The organism is Saliphagus sp. GCM10025334, from assembly GCF_042663485.1.
Taxonomy (GTDB): domain Archaea; phylum Halobacteriota; class Halobacteria; order Halobacteriales; family Natrialbaceae; genus Natronosalvus.
Genome location: NZ_JBHTAF010000002.1, coordinates 477,579 through 495,770, shown reverse-complemented (window position 1 = coordinate 495,770; position 18,192 = coordinate 477,579). Strand labels below are relative to the sequence as shown.

Genomic DNA, 18,192 nt, shown 5'->3' with positions numbered 1-18,192 from the left:
ACACACAAACCCCCGGGGCCCGTCGCCTCAGCTACAATGAACGCGATTGTCACTGCTCCTGACGAGGATGGGATCGCCGACGCACTCGAGGCCGTCGGCGCCGACGTAAAACGGCTCGAGGGGCCCCTGACCCGGCCGGTACTCGAGGAAGCAGGCATCGTCGACGCTGAATTGTACGTCCTGACTGACGTCGGCGAGTCGACGACGATCCCGATCGTCTGTGATCTCACCGACGACGTTCGAACGGTCGTCTACGACCGGAATACGGTGCCGGAGTTCGTACGCGGCCAGCTCGACCTCGCAGTCGATCCGGCGCTAATCGCTCCCGACGTGCTCGCAAGCGAACTCGTTCGGGAGCCGTCGTCGTGACCGCTCGTCGCTAGTTCCCCCGGGATTGGCACATTTTGCCTGCAACTGGAATAAATTCGTTGCAATCGATCGTGTGGTTTCGGAGTATGCCGTTAATGAACTTTCTAACCCTCGAATTCGGCCGATTAAATCCGGGTAAAGTGTGGTAGAATCCGACCGAATCGGGTGGACCGACACCGGCGTTGAAGTAACTACCACTCGTTGTCCTCGATGGAGGTCGACGGGCGAATCCCACCACAAGAGGCACCCCAAGCCTTAGTCGATCCCGTGACTTCCAGCAACCCACCACAGCACCCTTCCCCACCATTGCCGCGCCACGTTCGCGGACGGAGGCCTGCACCTCCTTCGGCCGGTTCGTGGCTGTCGACGACGGAGGCTCTGCACCGGCCTCCTTCGTCCCTGCAATTCTCCACCCTCGAGACCGTTCTCTAGTCGTCGATGTCGTCTCGAAGTGCCCGCAGTATCGGGATCTCGTCTAGCCGTTCGTCAGCGAGTGCATTCCAGTCGATACCTGCCGGTCTGTCGGCCGGATCCGGGCGGAGAACGCGTTCGGGCGTGACGATCAGATCCATCGGGACGTCGTGTGTGTCCGACTCGAGACCCGAGACCAGCTGTCGTTCGTGGACGGTCGTCGCGACGACTGTCTCGTCGTCGACCAGACCGAGTTCGCGAAGGATGGCGTACTCGAGGTCGCTGTAGCCCTCGCCTTTGCCGATCCGCGTTCCCGTTTCGTCGACGGCGACGCTTCCGGAGACGATCAGGTCGATGTCGGGGACGGACTCCGGCCGAACCGGCGTCCCGTGGGTCGACGATCCAGAGACCGTCGTCGCCGCGTCGTAGTCCTCGAGCGTCTCTGGATCGAGTTCCAGAAAGCACCGCTCGTCTCGAAGGCGCGGCACCGCCATGTAGACCGACTTTCCGTCTCGAAGCGCTTGCCGCCGCACGGGTAGCTGTGGCGCGTCCGGATTGGCCTTGATCGTCTCTGCGGCCCGCCACTCCGGTTGGTCGGCCAGCATCGCCGCGGCCTCTTTCGCCCCCTCGAAATTCGGAATTCGGCCGTGTGGCGGGTAGGGAAAGCGGGCCTCCCCCGAGGACTCGAGGTCGTCCCAGATTCGTTCGCGGATCGCGTCTTTCTCCATACAGGTCGTTCGTCTCACCGTCCCTATGGTGATGGTGATTTCGACCGATCGTCGTGTCGCTCGCCGCTGGTCTCCGTGGTCTTCGGTGAGTTCCGCTGGTCTCTGAATACGATCGACCGCTTCCTCACTACGGCGTATGGACCTCTTACACATCTAACACCCGGACTTCCGGCAAGCATACACAGGTGGGAAACCCTTATGCGCGGCGGGCGGAAAGATCCGATGAACGGCATGACTGTTACGCTCAAGGACTTCTACGCGGACTGGTGTGGCCCCTGTAAGACCCAGGACCCGATCCTCGAGGAACTCGAGGACGACTGGGACGGCCGATTCGAAGTGGAGAAGGTCAACGTCGACGAGGAACAGGACGTCGCGAACGAGTATCAGGTTCGCTCGTTGCCGACGCTCATCATCGAGAACGACGACGGCGTGGTCGAACGCTTCGTCGGCGTTACCCAGCGCGAGGACATCGAGGACGCCCTCGAATCGGCCGGCGCGTAAGGGCCGCGACCGAACGTAGACCCGAGCGATCGTTTCGCATTCCTTCTCGAGGCTCGAGGCCGATCCATCGATGCTCTGCGTTCGCGCCCGTGAGAGGGAGTGTCGTCGACAATCAGTGTCGTGACGCCGTCGTATCTTCCTCCCGTTGCGGGGTGACGACGTGCTCGTTCTGCAGGCTGGTCAGTGGAATCGAACGCCGACGTCGCGCATGTCGTCGTTGTACCGGGCGACGTTGATCACGAGCGGCGTCACGCTCTCGACCTCGGGTGCGTTGGCGATTGGGCCGGCGTCGAGCGCCCGGAGGCCGTCGATCTCCGTCGCCAGTCGCCGCACCATCTCCTTCGCCGAGGCGTCGTCGCCGACGACCAGGGTATCGACGTCCAGGTCGGCCTCGAGGTTCGACAGTTTCGCGGCGGCGAGGTTGTGGAACGCGCCGACGACCGGTACGTCGTCGGGGGCGCGCTGGGCGACGAGCGCCGTGACGCTCCCGGTTCCAGGCGGGTGGTAGTGCAGGCCGTCCTCGTCGCCTTTCATCCCGACCGCGGGGCTGACCAGGATCGAGTCCGCGTCGAGCTTTTCGGCGACTGCCTCGACCGTGTCGCCGACGTGGTACGGCGGCACCGCGAGCACGACGACGTCCGCACGGTCGGCCGCCATCTCGTTGGCGAAGCCCTTGACCGTGGGCTCCCCGCCGCGTGACTGGGATTCGATCGCTTCGACGTACGTGTCGGCGGCGTCTCGAGCCTTCTCCGGGTCGCGAGAGCCGATCAGAATCTCGTGGTCGGTGTCTCGAGCAAAGCGCAGCGCCAGTCCTTCGCCGATGTCGCCGGTCCCACCGAGGAGTGCGATTCGCATACCCGATTCTGGGGTCGGCAGGGTGATTAATCGCTAGGTGTTCGGCCGGCCCTGCCGGTTTCGGTGGGCGTTCACTCGAGAACGAAAAAGGGCCGAAGACGGGTGTCCGCCTCACGGTTCACGGCTCATGGCGCGTCGCCGTCTTCCGGGTTCATCGCCGACCCGAGACCGCCGCCGTAGGCGTCGCGATCCTCGATTTCGCGGATTCGCTGCTCGATTCGCGTCTCCAGGGCTTCCCGAGGCGATGCGTGACCCTCGAGGTCGACGTCCAGGTTCACCTCCTGGAGTTCCGAATCGTCGAGGTCCTCTAGCTTTCGTCGCGCGTCTTCGAGGACGGTAACCGCCTCGTCGGTCTCGAGGTCGGTCGCGCGCTCGAGGGCTGCCTCGATTTCGTCGAGGGAGTGATCGGCCATACGGTCGCTACGAGGTGGGGCGGTATCAAGGTCGGGCCGGCTGGTTTCGGCTGGGTGCGGAGGTGCCCGGCGGTGTCGGTCGACGAGCACTGTCCGTCGAATGCTGTTGCTCGTCGGCACTCGAGTGTGCGAAAAAACCGAAAGGTCAGTGGACTGCGTCCACCGGTTGCGACTTCTCAGCCGAGGAACGGCAGTGAACGCTGATCGGTTTCGGTGTCGTTGGTGTCGTTCTCGGTTTCGGTGTCGTCGGTGTCAGTACCGGTGTCCGTCTCGTTGGCACCGTCCTCACCGAGTGCCTCCTCGAGTTCGCTCGTGTCGCCGAGCGTGACCGTTTCGGCGGTGGAGTTCTCGACGGTTACCTCGCTGGCGGAGACGAACTCGATGGTTTCACCGGTGTCGTCCATCCCGTTATCGGTGCCGACGTCAGTCTCGTTATCTTCGTCGTCGGTCCCGATATCGGTCTCGTTATCTTCACTGTCGTCCGTACCGACGTCGGTTTCGTTATCTTCGCCATCGTCGGTTCCGATATCGGTCTCGTTGTCCTCGCCATCGTCGGTTCCAACGTCGGTTTCGTTGTCGTCATCGTCGTCCGTACCGACGTCCGTCTCGGTCTCGTTATCGTCCTCGGTGTCGACGCCCGCTTCGTCGCTACTCTCGAGTGACTGGATGGTCATCGATTCGACGGTGAGCTCATCGATTTCGAAGGTTTCGATGGTGAGTTCTTCGATCTCCTGTGTGTTTTGCTCGTCCGTTTCGTTGTCGCCGTCCTCTGTGCCGACGTCGGTCTCGTTGTCTCCATCCTCGGTACCAACGTCGGTCTCGTTGTCTTCGTCGTCCATGCCGACGTCAGTCTCGTTGTCGTCCTCGTCGTCGGTCCCAACGTCGGTGTCCGTCTCGTTGTCGTCGTCACCGTCACCGTCTAACAGCCCCTCGAAGAAGCCACCGATCTGCTCGAGGATGCCCTCTTCGTCTCCCTCGACGGTGAGTTCCTCGATGGTGAGCTCTTCGACGTTCATCTCCTCGATAGTAACGTTCTGGACGACGAGTTCGTCGGTATCCTCCTCGATGACGTTCTCTCCAGTGGTTTCGTTGTCGCCATCCACACCGACGTCAGTCTCGTTATCGTCGCCGTCCACACCGACGTCAGTATCGGTCTCGTTGTCTCCATCGTCCGTACCGACGTCCGTCTCGTTATCTTCGCCGTCGTCGGTTCCAACGTCGGTTTCGTTGTCGTCGTCCATCTCGCCGTCGACACTATCGTTCTCGTCAGTGCCGACGCCGTCACTCATCCCTTCTTCCTCGAAGCTAAGATCACTCATCGAGACGTTCTCGAGTTCGAGCGACTCGATCTCGATATCCGAAATGGTGATCTCCTGGGAGTCCGTTCCGAGGTCGTCGCCGTCGCCCGCGTCGGTGCCGACGTCGGTTTCGTTGTCTTCGTCGTCCGTACCGACATCGGTGTCGTTCTCGGTATCAGTCTCCGTATCGGTGTCGTTCGCCCCCGAATCGTCCGTCTCGTCCGTCTCGTTGTCCTCCTCGAGTGCCTGCTCGAGTTCCTCGTCTTCGACGTTCAGCGTCTCGACGTTCAACTCTTCAATCGTCACGTTCTCGAGGGTGACGTTCTCGAGTTCCAGGGTTCCGACCTGGACGTTCTCGATCGATACGCTCGTGTCTCCCGTTGTCGCGTCATCACTCGCACTCGTCGTCCCTGTTGTCGCCGCTGCCAGAGCAGGGCCGCCGCCGATCGCGACGGCGACCAGGGCGGTGACGAGGATGACGGTCAGTTTCTGTGCTCGTGAAACCATGCGATTCGACCGACGGCGACGGTGAGAGTAAAACAAAGAGACTGTTACGGGCTTTCTTCGCATGAAACCAGCGCTGTACTCTCAAAACGGTCGATAATGGTGTTTTACTGATAGTATCGTCCTCGATCGGCTTCGCTGGGGCCCAGTGGGGACACGTAGGTATTGGCACATCGCTTGCATACGCTGACCACCCGGTCTTAGCGCTTCGGAACGGAACGTTTACCGGCGCGCTCGTCAACACTCGGCCGATGCGCGAGTGCTTCGAAATCCGGGCAACAGACGCCGGCGGTCGCCTCGGTGAGTTGACGGTCCCGCGGGCCGACACCGTAGTCGAGACGCCTGCCCTTCTCCCCGTCATCAACCCCCACCTCGACACCGTCGAACCGGGCCGCCTGCGCGAGGACTTCGGCGCGGAGATCCTGATCACCAACGCCTACATCATCCACAATAGCCAGGACGTCCGCGAGCGGGCGCTCGAGGACGGCCTCCACGACCTCCTGGATTTCGACGGCGCGATCATGACCGACTCCGGCTCCTTCCAGCTGTCCGAATATGGCGACATCTCCGTCACGACCGAGGAGATCCTCGAATTTCAGCGCGCGGTCGGCTCGGACATCGGGACGCCCGTGGACATCCCGACCCCGCCGGACGTTTCTCGCGAACGCGCCGAGACCGAACTCGAAACCACCCAGGAGCGCCTCGAGGCCGCCGAAGCCGTCGACACCGGCGAGATGCTCGTCAACGCGCCCGTCCAGGGCTCGACCCACCTCGATCTGCGCGAGCGGGCGGGCCGACACGCCGACGGGACCGACCTCGACGTGTTTCCCGTGGGTGCGGTCGTCCCGCTGATGAACGACTACCGCTACGACGACATGGTCGACGTCGTAGCCGCCGCCAAGCGGGGGCTAGGCGCGGACGCGCCGGTCCACCTCTTCGGGGCGGGCCACCCCATGATGTTCGCCCTCGCGGCCGCCATCGGCTGCGACCTCTTCGACTCCGCCGCCTACGCCCTCTACGCCCGCGACGACCGCTACCTCACCGTCCGGGGGACGCGCCACCTCGATGACCTTACGCACCTCCCCTGCCCCTGTCCAATCTGCACCAGCCACGACCCCGACAGCCTGGCCGCGCTGGACGACGACGCCCGTGAAACGGCGCTCGCCGAACACAACCTCCACGTCAGCTTCGCCGAGATCCGGCGGATCAAGGACGCGATCCGCGCGGGCCGCCTCCTCGAACTAGTCGAGCAGCGCGCCCGGTCGCACCCAACGATGCTCGACGGCTACCGCGCCCTCCTGGATCACGCCGAGCAACTCGAGCGGACCGACCCCATCTCGAAGGGGACGTTCTTCTACACCTCTCACGAGAGCGCCCGCCGTCCGGAAGTGCTTCGCCACCACCGGCGCCTCGGGCGCCTTTCCGTACCCGACGCTGTCTTCCTCACCGAGGGCGACGCCTCGAACGAGGACCGATACGACGCCTCCTGGCGCGTTTTGCCTCCCTTCGGCCCCTTCCCGCGGGCACTCTCGCGAACGTACCCCCTCGCGGCCGAGGTGCCCGACCGCCGGGATCGGGCGGCCCTCGAGGCGGCGGCCGTGGGGATCGCCCGACTGGTCGATGCCAACCCCGACAGCGAGTTCACGCTGGGCCACCGCCACTGGCCGGCGAGCGTCCTCGAGTCTGTGCCCGAGGACGTGCGGTGTCTCGACCTGACGACCGATCGCTCGCCGCGCTGATCGTCGGTGTCCAGACCGCCCTCGAAACGCCGTACGAGGAAAGAACAACACACATAAATCACTGCACCCAAATCCCACGCATATGGACTACAGCCAGATGGGGCTCATCATCGGGCTCACCCTGACCCTCGGGGCGACCGTACTTCACTTCGCCCGCGGGACCCCGTGGCGCCCGACCGAGGACATCTCCCAGGACGTCCTCGAACACCGTGCGAAGAGCGTCCCCGAGACGGACTTCCCGGAGCCGATGAACCGGGCCATCGGCGGTGGTGGCGCCGTCGCGGCCGTCGGTGGCGGCGAAGCCGGTGGCGAACTCGAGGGCGGCGAGGGCGAGAGCGAGGCCGCCTCGGGACCGGGGGACATCCCCGAGGACGAAATCGAGTACTACGAGGTCGAGTGGGTCAAGGAAGGCGAAACGATCGAGGTCGCGAACAACGAACCGCTGCTCGACCAGGGCGAAGACCAGGGCTGGGACCTGCCCTACGCCTGCCGCGAGGGCAGTTGCGTCTCCTGTTCGGCCAAGATTTCCGGTGACGCGAACGAACTCATCGAACACGACAACCAGCAGATGCTCGACGAGAACGAGATGGGTGAGGGATACGTCCTCACGTGCGTCGGCTATCCGCGCGGCGAGTTCTCGATCGAGACGAACGAAGCGCCGTAGTCGGTTCGACTCCCGCTTCCCGACTCGTTTCGTGGTCGCTATTCTTTCACACGTCGCGTGATTTCGACGCGTTCCTCGAGCGAACGAGTTGGCTCGAGGTTTGATAAGAAACTATAGTACGCTTCGATCACTTCCGCTGTCTCGACCTGCTTCCCGGACGTATCGATGACGAAACGCCACTCGCAGCCGAAATCACTACTCGTTCTCTGAAAGCGGAAGACCGACCGTCTCAGGCGCGAGCACGAGCACGGTCGGGCGCGTCGGCCTTGTTGTTGGCGTACGCGTTGTACGCCGAGAGGAGAGCCACGAGCGCGCCTGAGATGGCGGTACCGGTCGCGAGTTGATCACTCCCCATCTCGATGAACGAGGGTGCGATCAACAACCACAGGCCGAGCAGGACGGTCAGCGATGCGGCGCCGACGCTCGCCAGTCGATCCCTCGAGAGGCGGTAGAAGTTGTACCCGGCGAGCAGGAAAATCGCCGTTCCGATGAGTGTGTCGTTCCAGATCGCTGTGTCCGTGGCTTCGAAGATGAACGGCGACGCGACGACGTACAGGCCGATCAGCGCGACCAGGGCGCTCAGCCACTGCATTACGTCAGTGTTTATGGTATTTCGCGCGGACTCGCGGCGACCGCTCGATTCGGTGTCAGTCGGTGTATCGCTCATGATTGAACTCCGTCCGAATCTGTAGCCCAGCTAAGGATAACGGCGGTGCTTGCACCCGTCGGGAGGACGAAACCCTGTGGACGTAAGTTCGGGTTACCGCGTCCGCACGTGTGGCAGGCTACTCGAACGACGGCTGGCGTTTCTCCGCTTTACCGCGCGTTCGTCGCCGATTGGTGGGCCGGTGCGCGTCGCTGCGCGCCGAACTCACTCCGAATCGTTCGGATCGTTGTACGTCTTCGGGTCCGGATCCGGGGCGACGACCTCGCCATCTCCGGGTTGTTCCGCGAGGTAGGAGAACTCGCCTTTTCCGTCGGGCGAGTCACCTTCCGTCCACGGGTATCCGGGATCCTCCTGGGGCTCTCTCCGGGTAGACATGAACGCGTAATTGAACTCCTGGTTCTCCTCCTCCTGTGGAAAGCTCGCAGGAACCGGAACCGGGTCCTCGAGCGACTCCAGGGCCTCGAGCCACTGGTTCTGGTGCATGGTGTCGCGGGCGATGAGGTACGAGAGCATGTCCTTCATCCCGGGGTCGTCGGTGTACTCCCAGAGGCGCGTCGCGAGCGTGCGTCCGGTCGCCTCGGCCATCACGTTCGCGTACAGGTCGCCCGCGAGGTTACCCGAGGCGGCGATATAGCCGGCCGTGAAGGGAACGCCGTTGCTGTCGACGGGCATCGCCGAGAGCCCGGACGAGAGGAACTGGCGCGGATTCTGGCCGGTCATCGCCGCGGCGGCGGCTGCGTCGTTTTCGGTCTCCTCGCGCATCTGTTTGGGCGAGCCGCGGAGGTTCTTCGTGACGGCCGTGGCGAGCATCTCGATGTGGCCGAGTTCCTCGGCGGCGGTTTCCATCAGGAGATTCCGGTACGCTTCGTACTCCTCGGGCAGCGCCCACGCCTGGAACATGTACTGGAGAGCGACGCGCATCTCTCCCTCTTGTCCGCCAATCGCCTGCTGGAGCAGTTTGGCGAAGTGCGGGTCCGGCTCTTCGACGGTGACCTCGTACTGAAGTGTTGGTTCTTGAAAGAACATCGTTTCTCCACTCCCCCGACATCATCGCTCGAGATAAATATTTCATACATAGTGGATGCTGTAATTATACGGAGTACGAGAGACCGACGCGAGAGAGATACAACGTCGGCGAAACGTCAGCACCGTCGGCAACACACCTTTTTCTCGGCGCCCGTGGTCCGTGCGGTGGCTCGAGTTTCTATGACTTCCGACACCCTCGACGAGCGAACGACGACGAGACGACGAGTGCTCCAATCCGGAACCGTTGGGGCGGCCAGCGGGCTGATCGGACGCGTCGAGAGCGCGGACGAATCCGAGACGGCGACCGAACGCGGGTCGCCTCGGTCGGACCCCGTCCCCACGCACGGTGCGATGTTCTCGTACCAGTACGCGCCCGGATCGCGCTGCTCGCTCGTCGAACGCGATCTCGACTGGCGACCGCGAGCGCTCGAGCAGACCTACGTAACGAACGTCATCACGTTCCACGGCTCCCGGTCGTTTCGCGCCTTTCACTTTACCGACTCCGACCTGCCTCGGCGAGGCCGAACGATCACGCTCGGCTCGTCTCGTCGTTCCGGTTCGACGACTCTTGGTCGAAACGTGATCGACGTCGAGCTCGAGTTCGACGAGGAATCTGCGCCTGCTGCCGTGAACCCGTGAACGAAACGACGAACGACGGGCGGCCGGCCACGTGGTCGGCGGAGAGAAGGTCGATCCGCGGTCAGTCTTACTCCTCGAGTTCCGTCTCTGCGGTCTCCGCATTCGAACTCTCGACGACGTCCTCGAACGCCTCGAGGATGACCTGCTTCGTGACCGCGCCTCGGGTCGTCCAGTGGTGGGCGTAATCGAGCATGTCGTCGTAGATGTCGGGCTTACAGCCCGCCGCCTTCGGGTGGCCGCCACCGTTGACTCGTCCCGCGACCTCGTGGCAGCGGTCGAATTCGTCGGTGCCGCGAATCGAGGCCGACCCGGCGGGTTTGACGACGACGGAGGCGTCGGCGCCTTCCTCGCGCATGGCCTCGGCGACCTCGTTTTGCGAACAGCGTCCGTAGGTGACGCCGACGGTGTAGCCGCCGACGTCGTGGAACTTCGCGCGGCCGACTGCCTGCTCGATCAGGGCCTCCTTCTCGACGCGGCGCTCGGTGATGAACTCGCGCACCCACGCGGGGAAGTCGACGCCGTACTCTCGGACGACCTCGACGTACTCCGCGGGGTTCGTCCAGTAGGCGTAGTCGGCCAGGTCGTCGCTACGAGGGTCCTCGCGGAGCCAGAGATCGTGGTCGCGGGTGACCGCCGCGAGGGTCTCGTACTTCTGGTCGAAGTCGTAGGCGAGCGACCGAAGGGTCACGTCGGCGGTACACTCCTCCTCGGAGTCGCCGACGACGAGGTCGACGCCCGCGTCCCTGACCGCTTCGGCGACGGCGTCGTCCCACTGGTGGTGGTCGAACCACGAGACGTCGCCGGCGACCTCGAGCAGTGCCGCGAGTTCGTCCTCGACGTACTCGTAGCGATCCGGACAGAGGTCGCAAACGTAGCAGTCGATCCCCGGTTCGGCGTAGGTGGCGACCCGTTCGAGGGCCTCCTCGACGTTGTGGGGGCTCGCGGGGAGCAGGGCGACGCGGTGGGGGGTCGGTTCGGGTTCCTCGAGGGGGTCGGCATCGGGGTCGGGGCCGGGATCGGCCTCGCCTTCACCGATCCCGTCACTCTCGTCCTCGTCCCGGTCGTCCGTCGGCGGCTCCGGAACCACCTGCACGTCGTCGTACGCCTCGCGAATCATGGCCACGCAGGCCAGTCCGTCGGCGTCCGGGTCCGCGACGACGGCGACCTCGGCGCCCTCGAGGGCGGCCCGCGCTTTCTGCTCTTCGAGGTCGTCCTCGACGTCGTCGGGCAGGAAGAAGCCGGTGCCCGGGAGTACGGATTTGCGAGCCAGTGGGAGATCGGAACTCGAGATGAGATCGGCGTCCATACCCCTGCTGCGGGGGCGAGAGGGAAGTAACCGCCGGATGTCGCTCGAGTCCGTTCAGGTCGTCGCCTGACTGCTCCCGGCGGCCGTCTCCTCGCCTTCCGCGTCGGGGAGCTGTCGGACCGTCAGGACCGGAATCGGCGACGTGCGGACGACGCGCTCGGCGACGCTCCCCAGCAGGAGGCGGTTCTCCCCGTGACGACCGCGCGTGCCGGTGACGATCAGATCCGCGTCCTGCTCGCGCGCGTACGCGACGATCTCGGGGGCCGGACGACCCTCCCGGACCGCGGTCGTGATTCCGGGACCGGCCTCGTCGCGAACGCTCGAGAGCGCGCCTTCGGCGTGGGTCTCGAGGGCGGTTCGGAACTCCTCGCGGAGCTGTTCGGGCGAGGCGTCGACTTCGCTGGCGTCGACGACCGAGAGGGCGTGTACGTCGGCGCCGAACCGGGCGGCGAGGTCGATGCCGACCTCGACGGCGCGCTCGACGCTCTCGGACCCGTCCGTCGCGACGACGACCGTGTCGAACATGGTCGTACGTTTCCCCTCCGAGCCTATAAACGCATTCGAACGTCGCTGGTGCGGTGTCAGTCGGAACCGATCGGTCGGAATCGATGCCTCGAGCGAACGGCGCGCCTCCATATCTCGAAGACGGACGGCGCGTTTCGACACTCCGGTCGACGGTGGGCGCGTCTCGACACCGCGGCCGACGGACGACCGCCCGAGCGTGGAGACGGTTGGTTTTTTGCCATCGGCACACCCACTGGCCGTATGGACGTCAGCGATCCGCTCACCGTCGACACCGTGCTCGCCCCGGTCGACGGCAGCGAGGACTCCGCCACCGCCGTCGAGTACGCCGTCGCCATCGCCGACCGATACGACGCCACCGTCCACGTCCTGTTCGTCCTCGGACGGGAGGTCGTTCACGGCATGGATTCGGGCGTCGTCTCCGAGACCGACGTCGCCGAGAACACCCAGGGCTTCCTCGAGGAGGTCGCGGGCGTGACCGACGCCTACGACGTCAAGTTCTCGACGTCGACGGCTCACGGCTTCTCGTCGTCGATCAAGACGCGCCACCCCGGAAGTGTCGTCCTCGACGCGGCCGACGCGATCGACGCCGACTTCATCGTGCTCCCGCGCGAATCCGTGACCGACGCGCCGACGGAGGTCCTCGAGAAGGCCGCCGAGTACGTTCTCTCGTACGCGAGCCAGCCGGTGTTGTCGGTCTGACTACGGTCGCGGACGGCCGACCACGCGATAGCACGCCGAGGAACTACGGCGATTCCGTCCGAACGCTAACCTATGCCCATTCCTGGCTACGATCCGCAGGACATCACCGAACGGACGCTCGAGCGGACCGCTCCCGGAACAACCGCCCGTCTCGAACTGGTCGCCTCCTCGGTCCCCGACGCCGTCGAGATCGTCGAGGCCGAGTCCGACGTCGAGGCCCCACCCGGCGCGCTTGGTGATCCGGTCGAACTGTACGCCGTCGACGAGGTCGAGGGGCTCGTGGCCTGCCGCGTCGAACTCCCGTACGACCCCTCGGAACTACCGCCGGGGGCCAGTCCGACCGACGTCGCGGTCGCCGTCGAGACGGACGACGGCTACGAGTTCCTCGAGTCGGACACCGACCTCGAGGAGACGACGGTGGCGGCGACGGTGACCGACGCGCCGCCGGGCTCGGTGGTCGTGCCGGTGACGACGTACGACAGGGAGGTGCCGGTGGACGACTCGCCTCGAGACTGATCGTTTGGGCCGTATCGATAGTTGACGCCATCTCCCCCGACCCCGTTCCGACGATAGCCGATCAGCTCCCGAAGAGCGCCTCGACGATGGCGATGGTCACGTACGCCTCGACGAACGCCGCCAGCACCAGCAGGAACCAGCCGAAGCACGCCAGGAGCCCGGTCCGGTAGAGGTACCGCTTCGTGAGAAACGAGTCGCGGCTCCCGCGAAGGCGCTGACCGAAGCGGTGGACGAGCCGGAAGCCGATACCGGCGGCAATGAAGAGTGCCGTGAGTTCGAACACGCCGTGAGGGACGAGCAGGGCGACGAACTCGCCGTAGCCGATCAGGCCACCGATACCGACGGCGAGGTTTCCGATGAGGACACCGTTGAAAACCATGATGAGGAGCGTGAACGCCCCGAGCGAGACGGCGCCGAGAATGGCGAGCGCGAAGGGGCCCGAGTTGTTGGCGACGAACCATCCGGCCGTCAGTTCTATCGGCGCACCTCCGGATCCCGGTTCGCTACCGGACTCGAGTTCCTCGTCTCCGATGAACTCCTCCCCGAAGGCCTCGAGCACGAACTCGAGCAGGTCGACCCCGAGCGCGTAGAGGAGAACGCCCAGGAGGATACCGACGGCGAAGGTCGCGGCAGCGAACCCGACGTACGGTCGGTGCTCGCGCCACGCGGCCTCGAGAGCTGTAAGCACCCGTCGGTCGCTCAGCCAGTCGACGACGACGAATGCGGCGAACCCGAGCGCCAGGAGTGACGCGCCAACGGCCGGACGAATCGACGATTCCGTGCTCAGGAGGTACAGCGCGGTCAGGAGCGACAGACCCGCCAGCGCGAGCACGAGCGCGAGTGTCCGTCGACTCCGTCTCGAGTCCGTCGCCGGTCGCGAACGTGTCGCCATACGTCACGTTCGGTCAGCAAAGCGATAAATCCGCCGACCGCGACAGCGAGGGTGAGCGACTTCGGACTCGGAGGACGACGATAACCGGACTCGAGTTCGCCATCGGACGGTCGCCGGTGACTCGGTCGGTGGTGGCGGCCCGTTATATTGCACCGATTCCCGACCGATTGTACCGAATACCGGTGACAATCGTCGTCCGTTGCGATTTTCAGGCTACGGAGTACACAGCTTTTATCTCACCCCTCTCGTAGTATCTCGCCATCTATGTCGGCATCCATCTCTACGATCCGATCGGGAATTGATGGCCTCGATACCCTTCTGAACGGCGGACTCGTCCGTGGCCGTATGTATCTCGTCCAGGGCGAACCGGGAACGGGGAAGACGCTTCTCGGTATGCATTTCCTCGAGGCGGGACTCGAGGAGGGAGAGACCGTGCTCTGTATCCACGGCGAGGAGTCCCAGGAGGAAATCGTCTCGAACGGGCTGGCCGTCGGAATCGACGTCAGGGATGCCGAATTCCTCGACCTGGGGCCCGAATCGGACTTCTTCACCCAGGACGAGGCCTACGACCTGGTCCACCCGAGCGACCTCGAGCAAGAGCAGTACACCCGCGACGTTCACGACGCGATCAAGGAGATCGATCCGACGCGAGTCGTCCTCGACCCGATCACCCAGCTCCGGTACGTTGAGTCGAGCGGCTATCAGTTCCGCAAGCGGATGCTCGCGTTCATGCGGTTTCTCAAACAGCGCGACATCACGGTCGTCGCCACGGCACCCACGGCCTACGACGAAAAGTCCGACGCCGAGGTTCGCTCGCTGAGCGACGGGATCATCGAACTCACTCGCGGGGTCGATGGACGACGCATCACCCCCGCGAAACACCGCGCGCTCGGACAGATGGAGGGAGAACACGGCCTCGAGATCCGACAGAACGGGATCGAGGTCTACCCGGACGTCGTTCCCGTGCACGAGGAGACGGCGTTCGACCCGACCCCGCTGCAGTCGGGAGTCGACGAACTCGACGACCTGCTCGAGGGCGGGTTCGAGCAACGGACGGTCACGTTCATCAGCGGTCCCTCCGGCGTCGGAAAGACGACCCTCGGCACGCAGTTCATGGTTCAGGCGATCGAGGAGGGGATGACGTGTGCGGCCTACCTCTTCGAGGAGAGCCTCGAGACCTACTGCCACCGAACGAGGTCGATCGGGTTTCCCATCGACGAGCTGCGCGAATCGGGTGCGCTCACGATCGAGCAGGTCGAACCGCTGACGCTCTCGAACGAGGAGTTCGCCCACCGGGTCATCGAACAGGTCGAAACCCAGGGAACCGACGTCGTGTTTATCGACGGCATCGATGGCTACACGATTTCGGTTCAGGGTGAGGAGTCGGAACTGATCCGAAAGCTTCACGGCCTGACTCGCTACCTCAAGAACGAGGGCGTGACGGTCATCTTCACGAACGAGATCTCCGAGATCACCGGCATCTCGACGGCGACGAGCCCGAACATCAGCTACCTGGCTGACAACCTCACGTTCATGAGCTACGTCGAGATGGACGGTCGACTCCGGAAGGTCATCGGCGTCTTGAAGAAACGAACCGGCGGGTTCGAGCACAGTCTCCGGGAGTTCGAGATTACCGACGACGGCCTCCGGGTCGGCGACCCGCTTTCGGGACTTCACGGCGTGCTCCAGGGCAACCCACGCATGAGCGACATTCGCGACCTCGCACAGGATGAGTGACCGACGCTCGAGTCGATCGATGCCCCTCCAACCGACACACCTGACCAATGAGTAACCCGAACCGCGTCGAGCGACGACGGTCCGAAATCCGAGTTCAGCTCCTGATCTCCCAGGAGCGGAATCGGGCCGCCGTCCGACGCCTGCTCGAGGATCGCTACGAGGTGCTCACCGACGAGTCGGTGGTCGAGGCCGACGCCTACCTGGTCGACGACTTCTCGTTTCCCGACTACCACGCGGCCCTCGAGGAGCGAGTCGAGGAGAGCGGTCCAGTGTTCTGTCCAGTCGTCCTCGTTCGTCGGGAACGGACGAACCCCCGGATCGTCCTCCCCGACCCGGACGAGAACGACGACTCGCTCCTGGTCGACGAGATCGTCACCGCGCCGATCGAGCGCGAGCCGCTGGTTCGACAGCTCAACTCGCTGCTCGCCCGGCGACGGCAGTCCCTCGAGTTGATGCACTCCGTCACCCGCCTCGAGGAGTCCAACCGCGCACTCGAGCAGTTCGCCTACGCCGCCAGTCACGACCTCCAGGAGCCCCTGCGGATGGTCTCGAGTTACCTCCAGTTGCTCGAGAATCGATACGGCGACGCACTCGACGAGGAGGGGAAGGAGTTCCTCGCGTTCGCCGTCGACGGCGCCGAACGCATGCATCGGATGATCAAGGCGCTCCTCGAGTACTCGCGGGTCGACACCGAGTCGGGGTCGTTCGATCCGGTCGACCTCGAGACGGTCGTCGAGAACGTGCGTTCGGATCTTCGGATGAAGATCGGAGAGTCACAGGCGGAGCTGACGGTCGGCTCGCTTCCGACGGTTCGTGGCGACGCCGAACAACTCCGACAGCTCTTCCAGAACCTGTTGAGCAACGCCCTCGAGTACACCGACGAGGAGTCGCCGACCGTCCATATCGCCGCCGAAGCGGACGGAGAGCTGTGCCGGGTGAGCGTGACGGACGACGGGCTCGGAATCAGCCCGGAGAACCAGGATCGGATCTTCGACGTGTTCGAGCGACTGCACACCCGCGACGAACATCCGGGGACGGGGATCGGACTGGCGCTGTGTAAGCGCATCGTCGACCGCCACGACGGACGGATCTGGGTCGAGTCCGAAGGCGGGGAAGGGTCGACGTTCACGTTCACGCTGCCACTGGCCGACGATTCGGCGGAGGTCGAAGCGCCGTCGAAATCGGAGACGGCAGATTAACACCTCCCCCGCCGAAACGTCACGCAATGACCACGCTGGCGATCGTCGGCGGGGAACTTCTCCGCCCCGACGGAACCGTCGACCGCGCGGACGTACTGATCGATCAATCGACCGGCGAGATTCTCGAGACCGGCGAGGATTTTGCGGCTGACGAGACGCTCGAGGCGACAGACTGTCTGGTGACGCCGGGCTTCGTGAACGGCCACACCCACGTCGCGATGACGCTCCTGCGGGGGTACGCCGACGACAAGCCCCTCGACGCCTGGCTGCAGGAGGACATCTGGCCCGCCGAGGCCGCCCTCTCCACCGAGGACGTCCGGGCAGGCACCGAGTTAGGCTTGCTCGAGTTCATCAAGGGCGGCGTGACGGGGTTCGCCGACATGTACTTCGAGGTGCCCGAGATCGCCGCTGCAGTCGAGGAGGCCGGCCTCCGGGCGCGACTCGGCCACGGCATCGTCACCGTCGGCAAGGACGAGGCCGACGCGCGAGCGGATGCCCAAGAGAGTCTCGACGTGGCCCGCGAGTTCGACGGCGCGGCCGACGGCCGCATCTCGACGGCGTTCATGCCCCACTCGCTGACGACCGTCTCCCAGGAGATCCTCGAGGAGTTCCTCCCGAAGGCCCGTGCTGAGGGTATCTCGGTCCACTACCACGCGAACGAGACCGCCGACGAGGTCCACCCCATCGTCGAGGCACAGGGCGTTCGCCCGCTCGAGTACGCCAACGAGATCGGGATGCTCGAACCCGAGGACTTCGTCGCCCACGGCGTCCACCTGAACGAGCGCGAGATCGAGTTACTCGCCGAGACCGGGACCGGCGTGATCCACTGCCCGGCCTCGAACATGAAACTCGCCAGCGGCATGGCGCCGGTCCAGGAACTCCTCGACGCGGGAGCCACGGTCGGCCTCGGCACGGACGGCGCCGCCTCGAACAACGACCTCTCGATGCTCGACGAGGCCCGCGACGCCGCGATGCTCGGCAAACTCGCCGCGAACGACGCCAGCGCGGTCCCCGCCGAGGCTGTCGTCGAGATGCTCACTCGGGGGAGCGCCGACGCCATCGGTCTCGAGAGCGGCCGCCTCGAGGTCGGCAGCGCGGCCGACCTCGCCGTAATCGACCTCGAGGCGCCCCACCTGACGCCCCGTCACGACCTCGTGAGCCACCTGACGTACGCGGCCGCCGCGAGCGACGTCCGCCACACGGTCTGTGACGGGCAGGTGCTGATGCGCGACCGGGTCGTCCAGACGCTCGACGAGGACGCCGTTCGACGACGAGCGACCGAGCACGCCGCGGCCGTCCTGGAGCGGGTGGCCTGACCCGGGGTCGTTCGTACTGTTCAACGGAACGAACGGTCGGTCCAGGTCCGTCCTAGTCGTGAACGTACGTTGAACACTCAGCTTATTCTATAAACGCTATAAACGATTCTCGAGCGGCCAAAACGAACGTCAACGAATCCGAACTGCTGACGGGGTTTATCAGTGATCTCGAGGGTGTTCCAGGCGGG

General features: G+C 64.6%; 19 protein-coding genes. 10 read left to right on the top strand and 9 right to left on the bottom strand.

Going from position 1 to position 18,192, the window contains the following annotated elements; translation table 11 throughout:
• Window positions 1-36 precede the first annotated feature (36 nt).
• Window positions 37-369, top strand: coding sequence for a DUF7126 family protein (locus ACFQO4_RS10720; protein WP_500260906.1), 333 nt, complete (start codon window positions 37-39; stop codon window positions 367-369).
• 428 nt (window positions 370-797) lie between these two features.
• Here ACFQO4_RS10720 and ACFQO4_RS10715 read toward each other — a convergent pair whose 3' ends face one another.
• Complete coding sequence (locus ACFQO4_RS10715; RefSeq protein WP_500260905.1) at window positions 798-1,508, bottom strand: 5-formyltetrahydrofolate cyclo-ligase; 711 nt, start codon at window positions 1,506-1,508, stop codon at window positions 798-800.
• 231 nt (window positions 1,509-1,739) lie between these two features.
• On the opposite strand from ACFQO4_RS10715, the gene ACFQO4_RS10710 reads away from it, so the two are divergent.
• Window positions 1,740-2,009 carry a thioredoxin family protein gene (locus ACFQO4_RS10710; RefSeq protein WP_253430898.1) on the top strand — a complete coding sequence of 90 codons (270 nt, stop codon included), beginning with the start codon at window positions 1,740-1,742 and terminating at the stop codon, window positions 2,007-2,009.
• A 180-nt stretch (window positions 2,010-2,189) separates the two neighbouring features.
• Here the strand turns inward: ACFQO4_RS10710 and npdG are convergent, their stop codons facing one another.
• The 3 genes from npdG to ACFQO4_RS10695 form a co-directional block, all read right to left on the bottom strand.
• The gene (gene npdG / locus ACFQO4_RS10705) at window positions 2,190-2,864 is read right to left on the bottom strand and encodes an NADPH-dependent F420 reductase (protein ID WP_500260904.1); all 675 of its coding nucleotides are present in this window, start codon (window positions 2,862-2,864) and stop codon (window positions 2,190-2,192) included.
• 125 nt (window positions 2,865-2,989) lie between these two features.
• A complete protein-coding gene (locus tag ACFQO4_RS10700; protein WP_500260903.1) occupies window positions 2,990-3,277 on the bottom strand; it encodes a hypothetical protein in 288 nt (95 codons plus the stop codon).
• Between the two features lie 176 nt (window positions 3,278-3,453).
• On the bottom strand, window positions 3,454-5,082 hold the full coding sequence (locus ACFQO4_RS10695; RefSeq protein WP_500260902.1) for a midas domain-containing protein: 1,629 nt from the start codon (window positions 5,080-5,082) through the stop codon (window positions 3,454-3,456).
• 248 nt (window positions 5,083-5,330) lie between these two features.
• On the opposite strand from ACFQO4_RS10695, the gene tgtA reads away from it, so the two are divergent.
• Together tgtA and ACFQO4_RS10685 are read left to right on the top strand one after the other, a co-directional pair.
• Window positions 5,331-6,818 carry a tRNA guanosine(15) transglycosylase TgtA gene (gene tgtA / locus ACFQO4_RS10690; RefSeq protein ID WP_500260901.1) on the top strand — a complete coding sequence of 496 codons (1,488 nt, stop codon included), beginning with the start codon at window positions 5,331-5,333 and terminating at the stop codon, window positions 6,816-6,818.
• A gap of 82 nt (window positions 6,819-6,900) precedes the next feature.
• A complete protein-coding gene (locus ACFQO4_RS10685; RefSeq protein WP_253430884.1) occupies window positions 6,901-7,482 on the top strand; it encodes a 2Fe-2S iron-sulfur cluster-binding protein in 582 nt (193 codons plus the stop codon).
• Window positions 7,483-7,711: 229 nt separating this feature from the next.
• Here ACFQO4_RS10685 and ACFQO4_RS10680 read toward each other — a convergent pair whose 3' ends face one another.
• On the bottom strand, window positions 7,712-8,149 hold the full coding sequence (locus ACFQO4_RS10680; protein ID WP_500260900.1) for an SPW repeat protein: 438 nt from the start codon (window positions 8,147-8,149) through the stop codon (window positions 7,712-7,714).
• Between the two features lie 204 nt (window positions 8,150-8,353).
• Window positions 8,354-9,175, bottom strand: a complete 822-nt coding sequence (locus ACFQO4_RS10675) for a manganese catalase (RefSeq protein ID WP_500260899.1) — start codon at window positions 9,173-9,175, stop codon at window positions 8,354-8,356.
• Window positions 9,176-9,355: 180 nt separating this feature from the next.
• On the opposite strand from ACFQO4_RS10675, the gene ACFQO4_RS10670 reads away from it, so the two are divergent.
• Window positions 9,356-9,814, top strand: coding sequence for a hypothetical protein (locus ACFQO4_RS10670; protein ID WP_500260898.1), 459 nt, complete (start codon window positions 9,356-9,358; stop codon window positions 9,812-9,814).
• Window positions 9,815-9,881: 67 nt separating this feature from the next.
• On the opposite strand, the gene ACFQO4_RS10665 is transcribed toward ACFQO4_RS10670, so the two are convergent.
• On the bottom strand, window positions 9,882-11,120 hold the full coding sequence (locus ACFQO4_RS10665) for a DHH family phosphoesterase (protein WP_500260897.1): 1,239 nt from the start codon (window positions 11,118-11,120) through the stop codon (window positions 9,882-9,884).
• Window positions 11,121-11,174: 54 nt separating this feature from the next.
• Window positions 11,175-11,645, bottom strand: coding sequence for a universal stress protein (locus tag ACFQO4_RS10660; protein WP_500260896.1), 471 nt, complete (start codon window positions 11,643-11,645; stop codon window positions 11,175-11,177).
• A gap of 240 nt (window positions 11,646-11,885) precedes the next feature.
• On the opposite strand from ACFQO4_RS10660, the gene ACFQO4_RS10655 reads away from it, so the two are divergent.
• Entirely contained in the window at window positions 11,886-12,344 is a 459-nt protein-coding gene (locus ACFQO4_RS10655) for a universal stress protein (protein ID WP_500260895.1), read from the top strand.
• A gap of 72 nt (window positions 12,345-12,416) precedes the next feature.
• Window positions 12,417-12,860 carry a hypothetical protein gene (locus tag ACFQO4_RS10650; RefSeq protein WP_500260894.1) on the top strand — a complete coding sequence of 148 codons (444 nt, stop codon included), beginning with the start codon at window positions 12,417-12,419 and terminating at the stop codon, window positions 12,858-12,860.
• 61 nt (window positions 12,861-12,921) lie between these two features.
• Here ACFQO4_RS10650 and ACFQO4_RS10645 read toward each other — a convergent pair whose 3' ends face one another.
• Window positions 12,922-13,752 carry a stage II sporulation protein M gene (locus tag ACFQO4_RS10645; protein WP_500260893.1) on the bottom strand — a complete coding sequence of 277 codons (831 nt, stop codon included), beginning with the start codon at window positions 13,750-13,752 and terminating at the stop codon, window positions 12,922-12,924.
• 264 nt (window positions 13,753-14,016) lie between these two features.
• Here ACFQO4_RS10645 and ACFQO4_RS10640 point away from each other — a divergent pair, with 264 nt between their 5' ends.
• The 3 genes from ACFQO4_RS10640 to ACFQO4_RS10630 are packed head-to-tail and all read left to right on the top strand — an operon-like array spanning window position 14,017 to window position 18,004.
• Window positions 14,017-15,489, top strand: coding sequence for an ATPase domain-containing protein (locus ACFQO4_RS10640; protein WP_500260892.1), 1,473 nt, complete (start codon window positions 14,017-14,019; stop codon window positions 15,487-15,489).
• A 47-nt stretch (window positions 15,490-15,536) separates the two neighbouring features.
• Window positions 15,537-16,688, top strand: a complete 1,152-nt coding sequence (locus ACFQO4_RS10635) for a sensor histidine kinase (protein ID WP_500260891.1) — start codon at window positions 15,537-15,539, stop codon at window positions 16,686-16,688.
• Between the two features lie 26 nt (window positions 16,689-16,714).
• Window positions 16,715-18,004, top strand: a complete 1,290-nt coding sequence (locus ACFQO4_RS10630; RefSeq protein WP_500260890.1) for an amidohydrolase — start codon at window positions 16,715-16,717, stop codon at window positions 18,002-18,004.
• The last annotated feature ends 188 nt before the right edge of the window (window positions 18,005-18,192 follow it).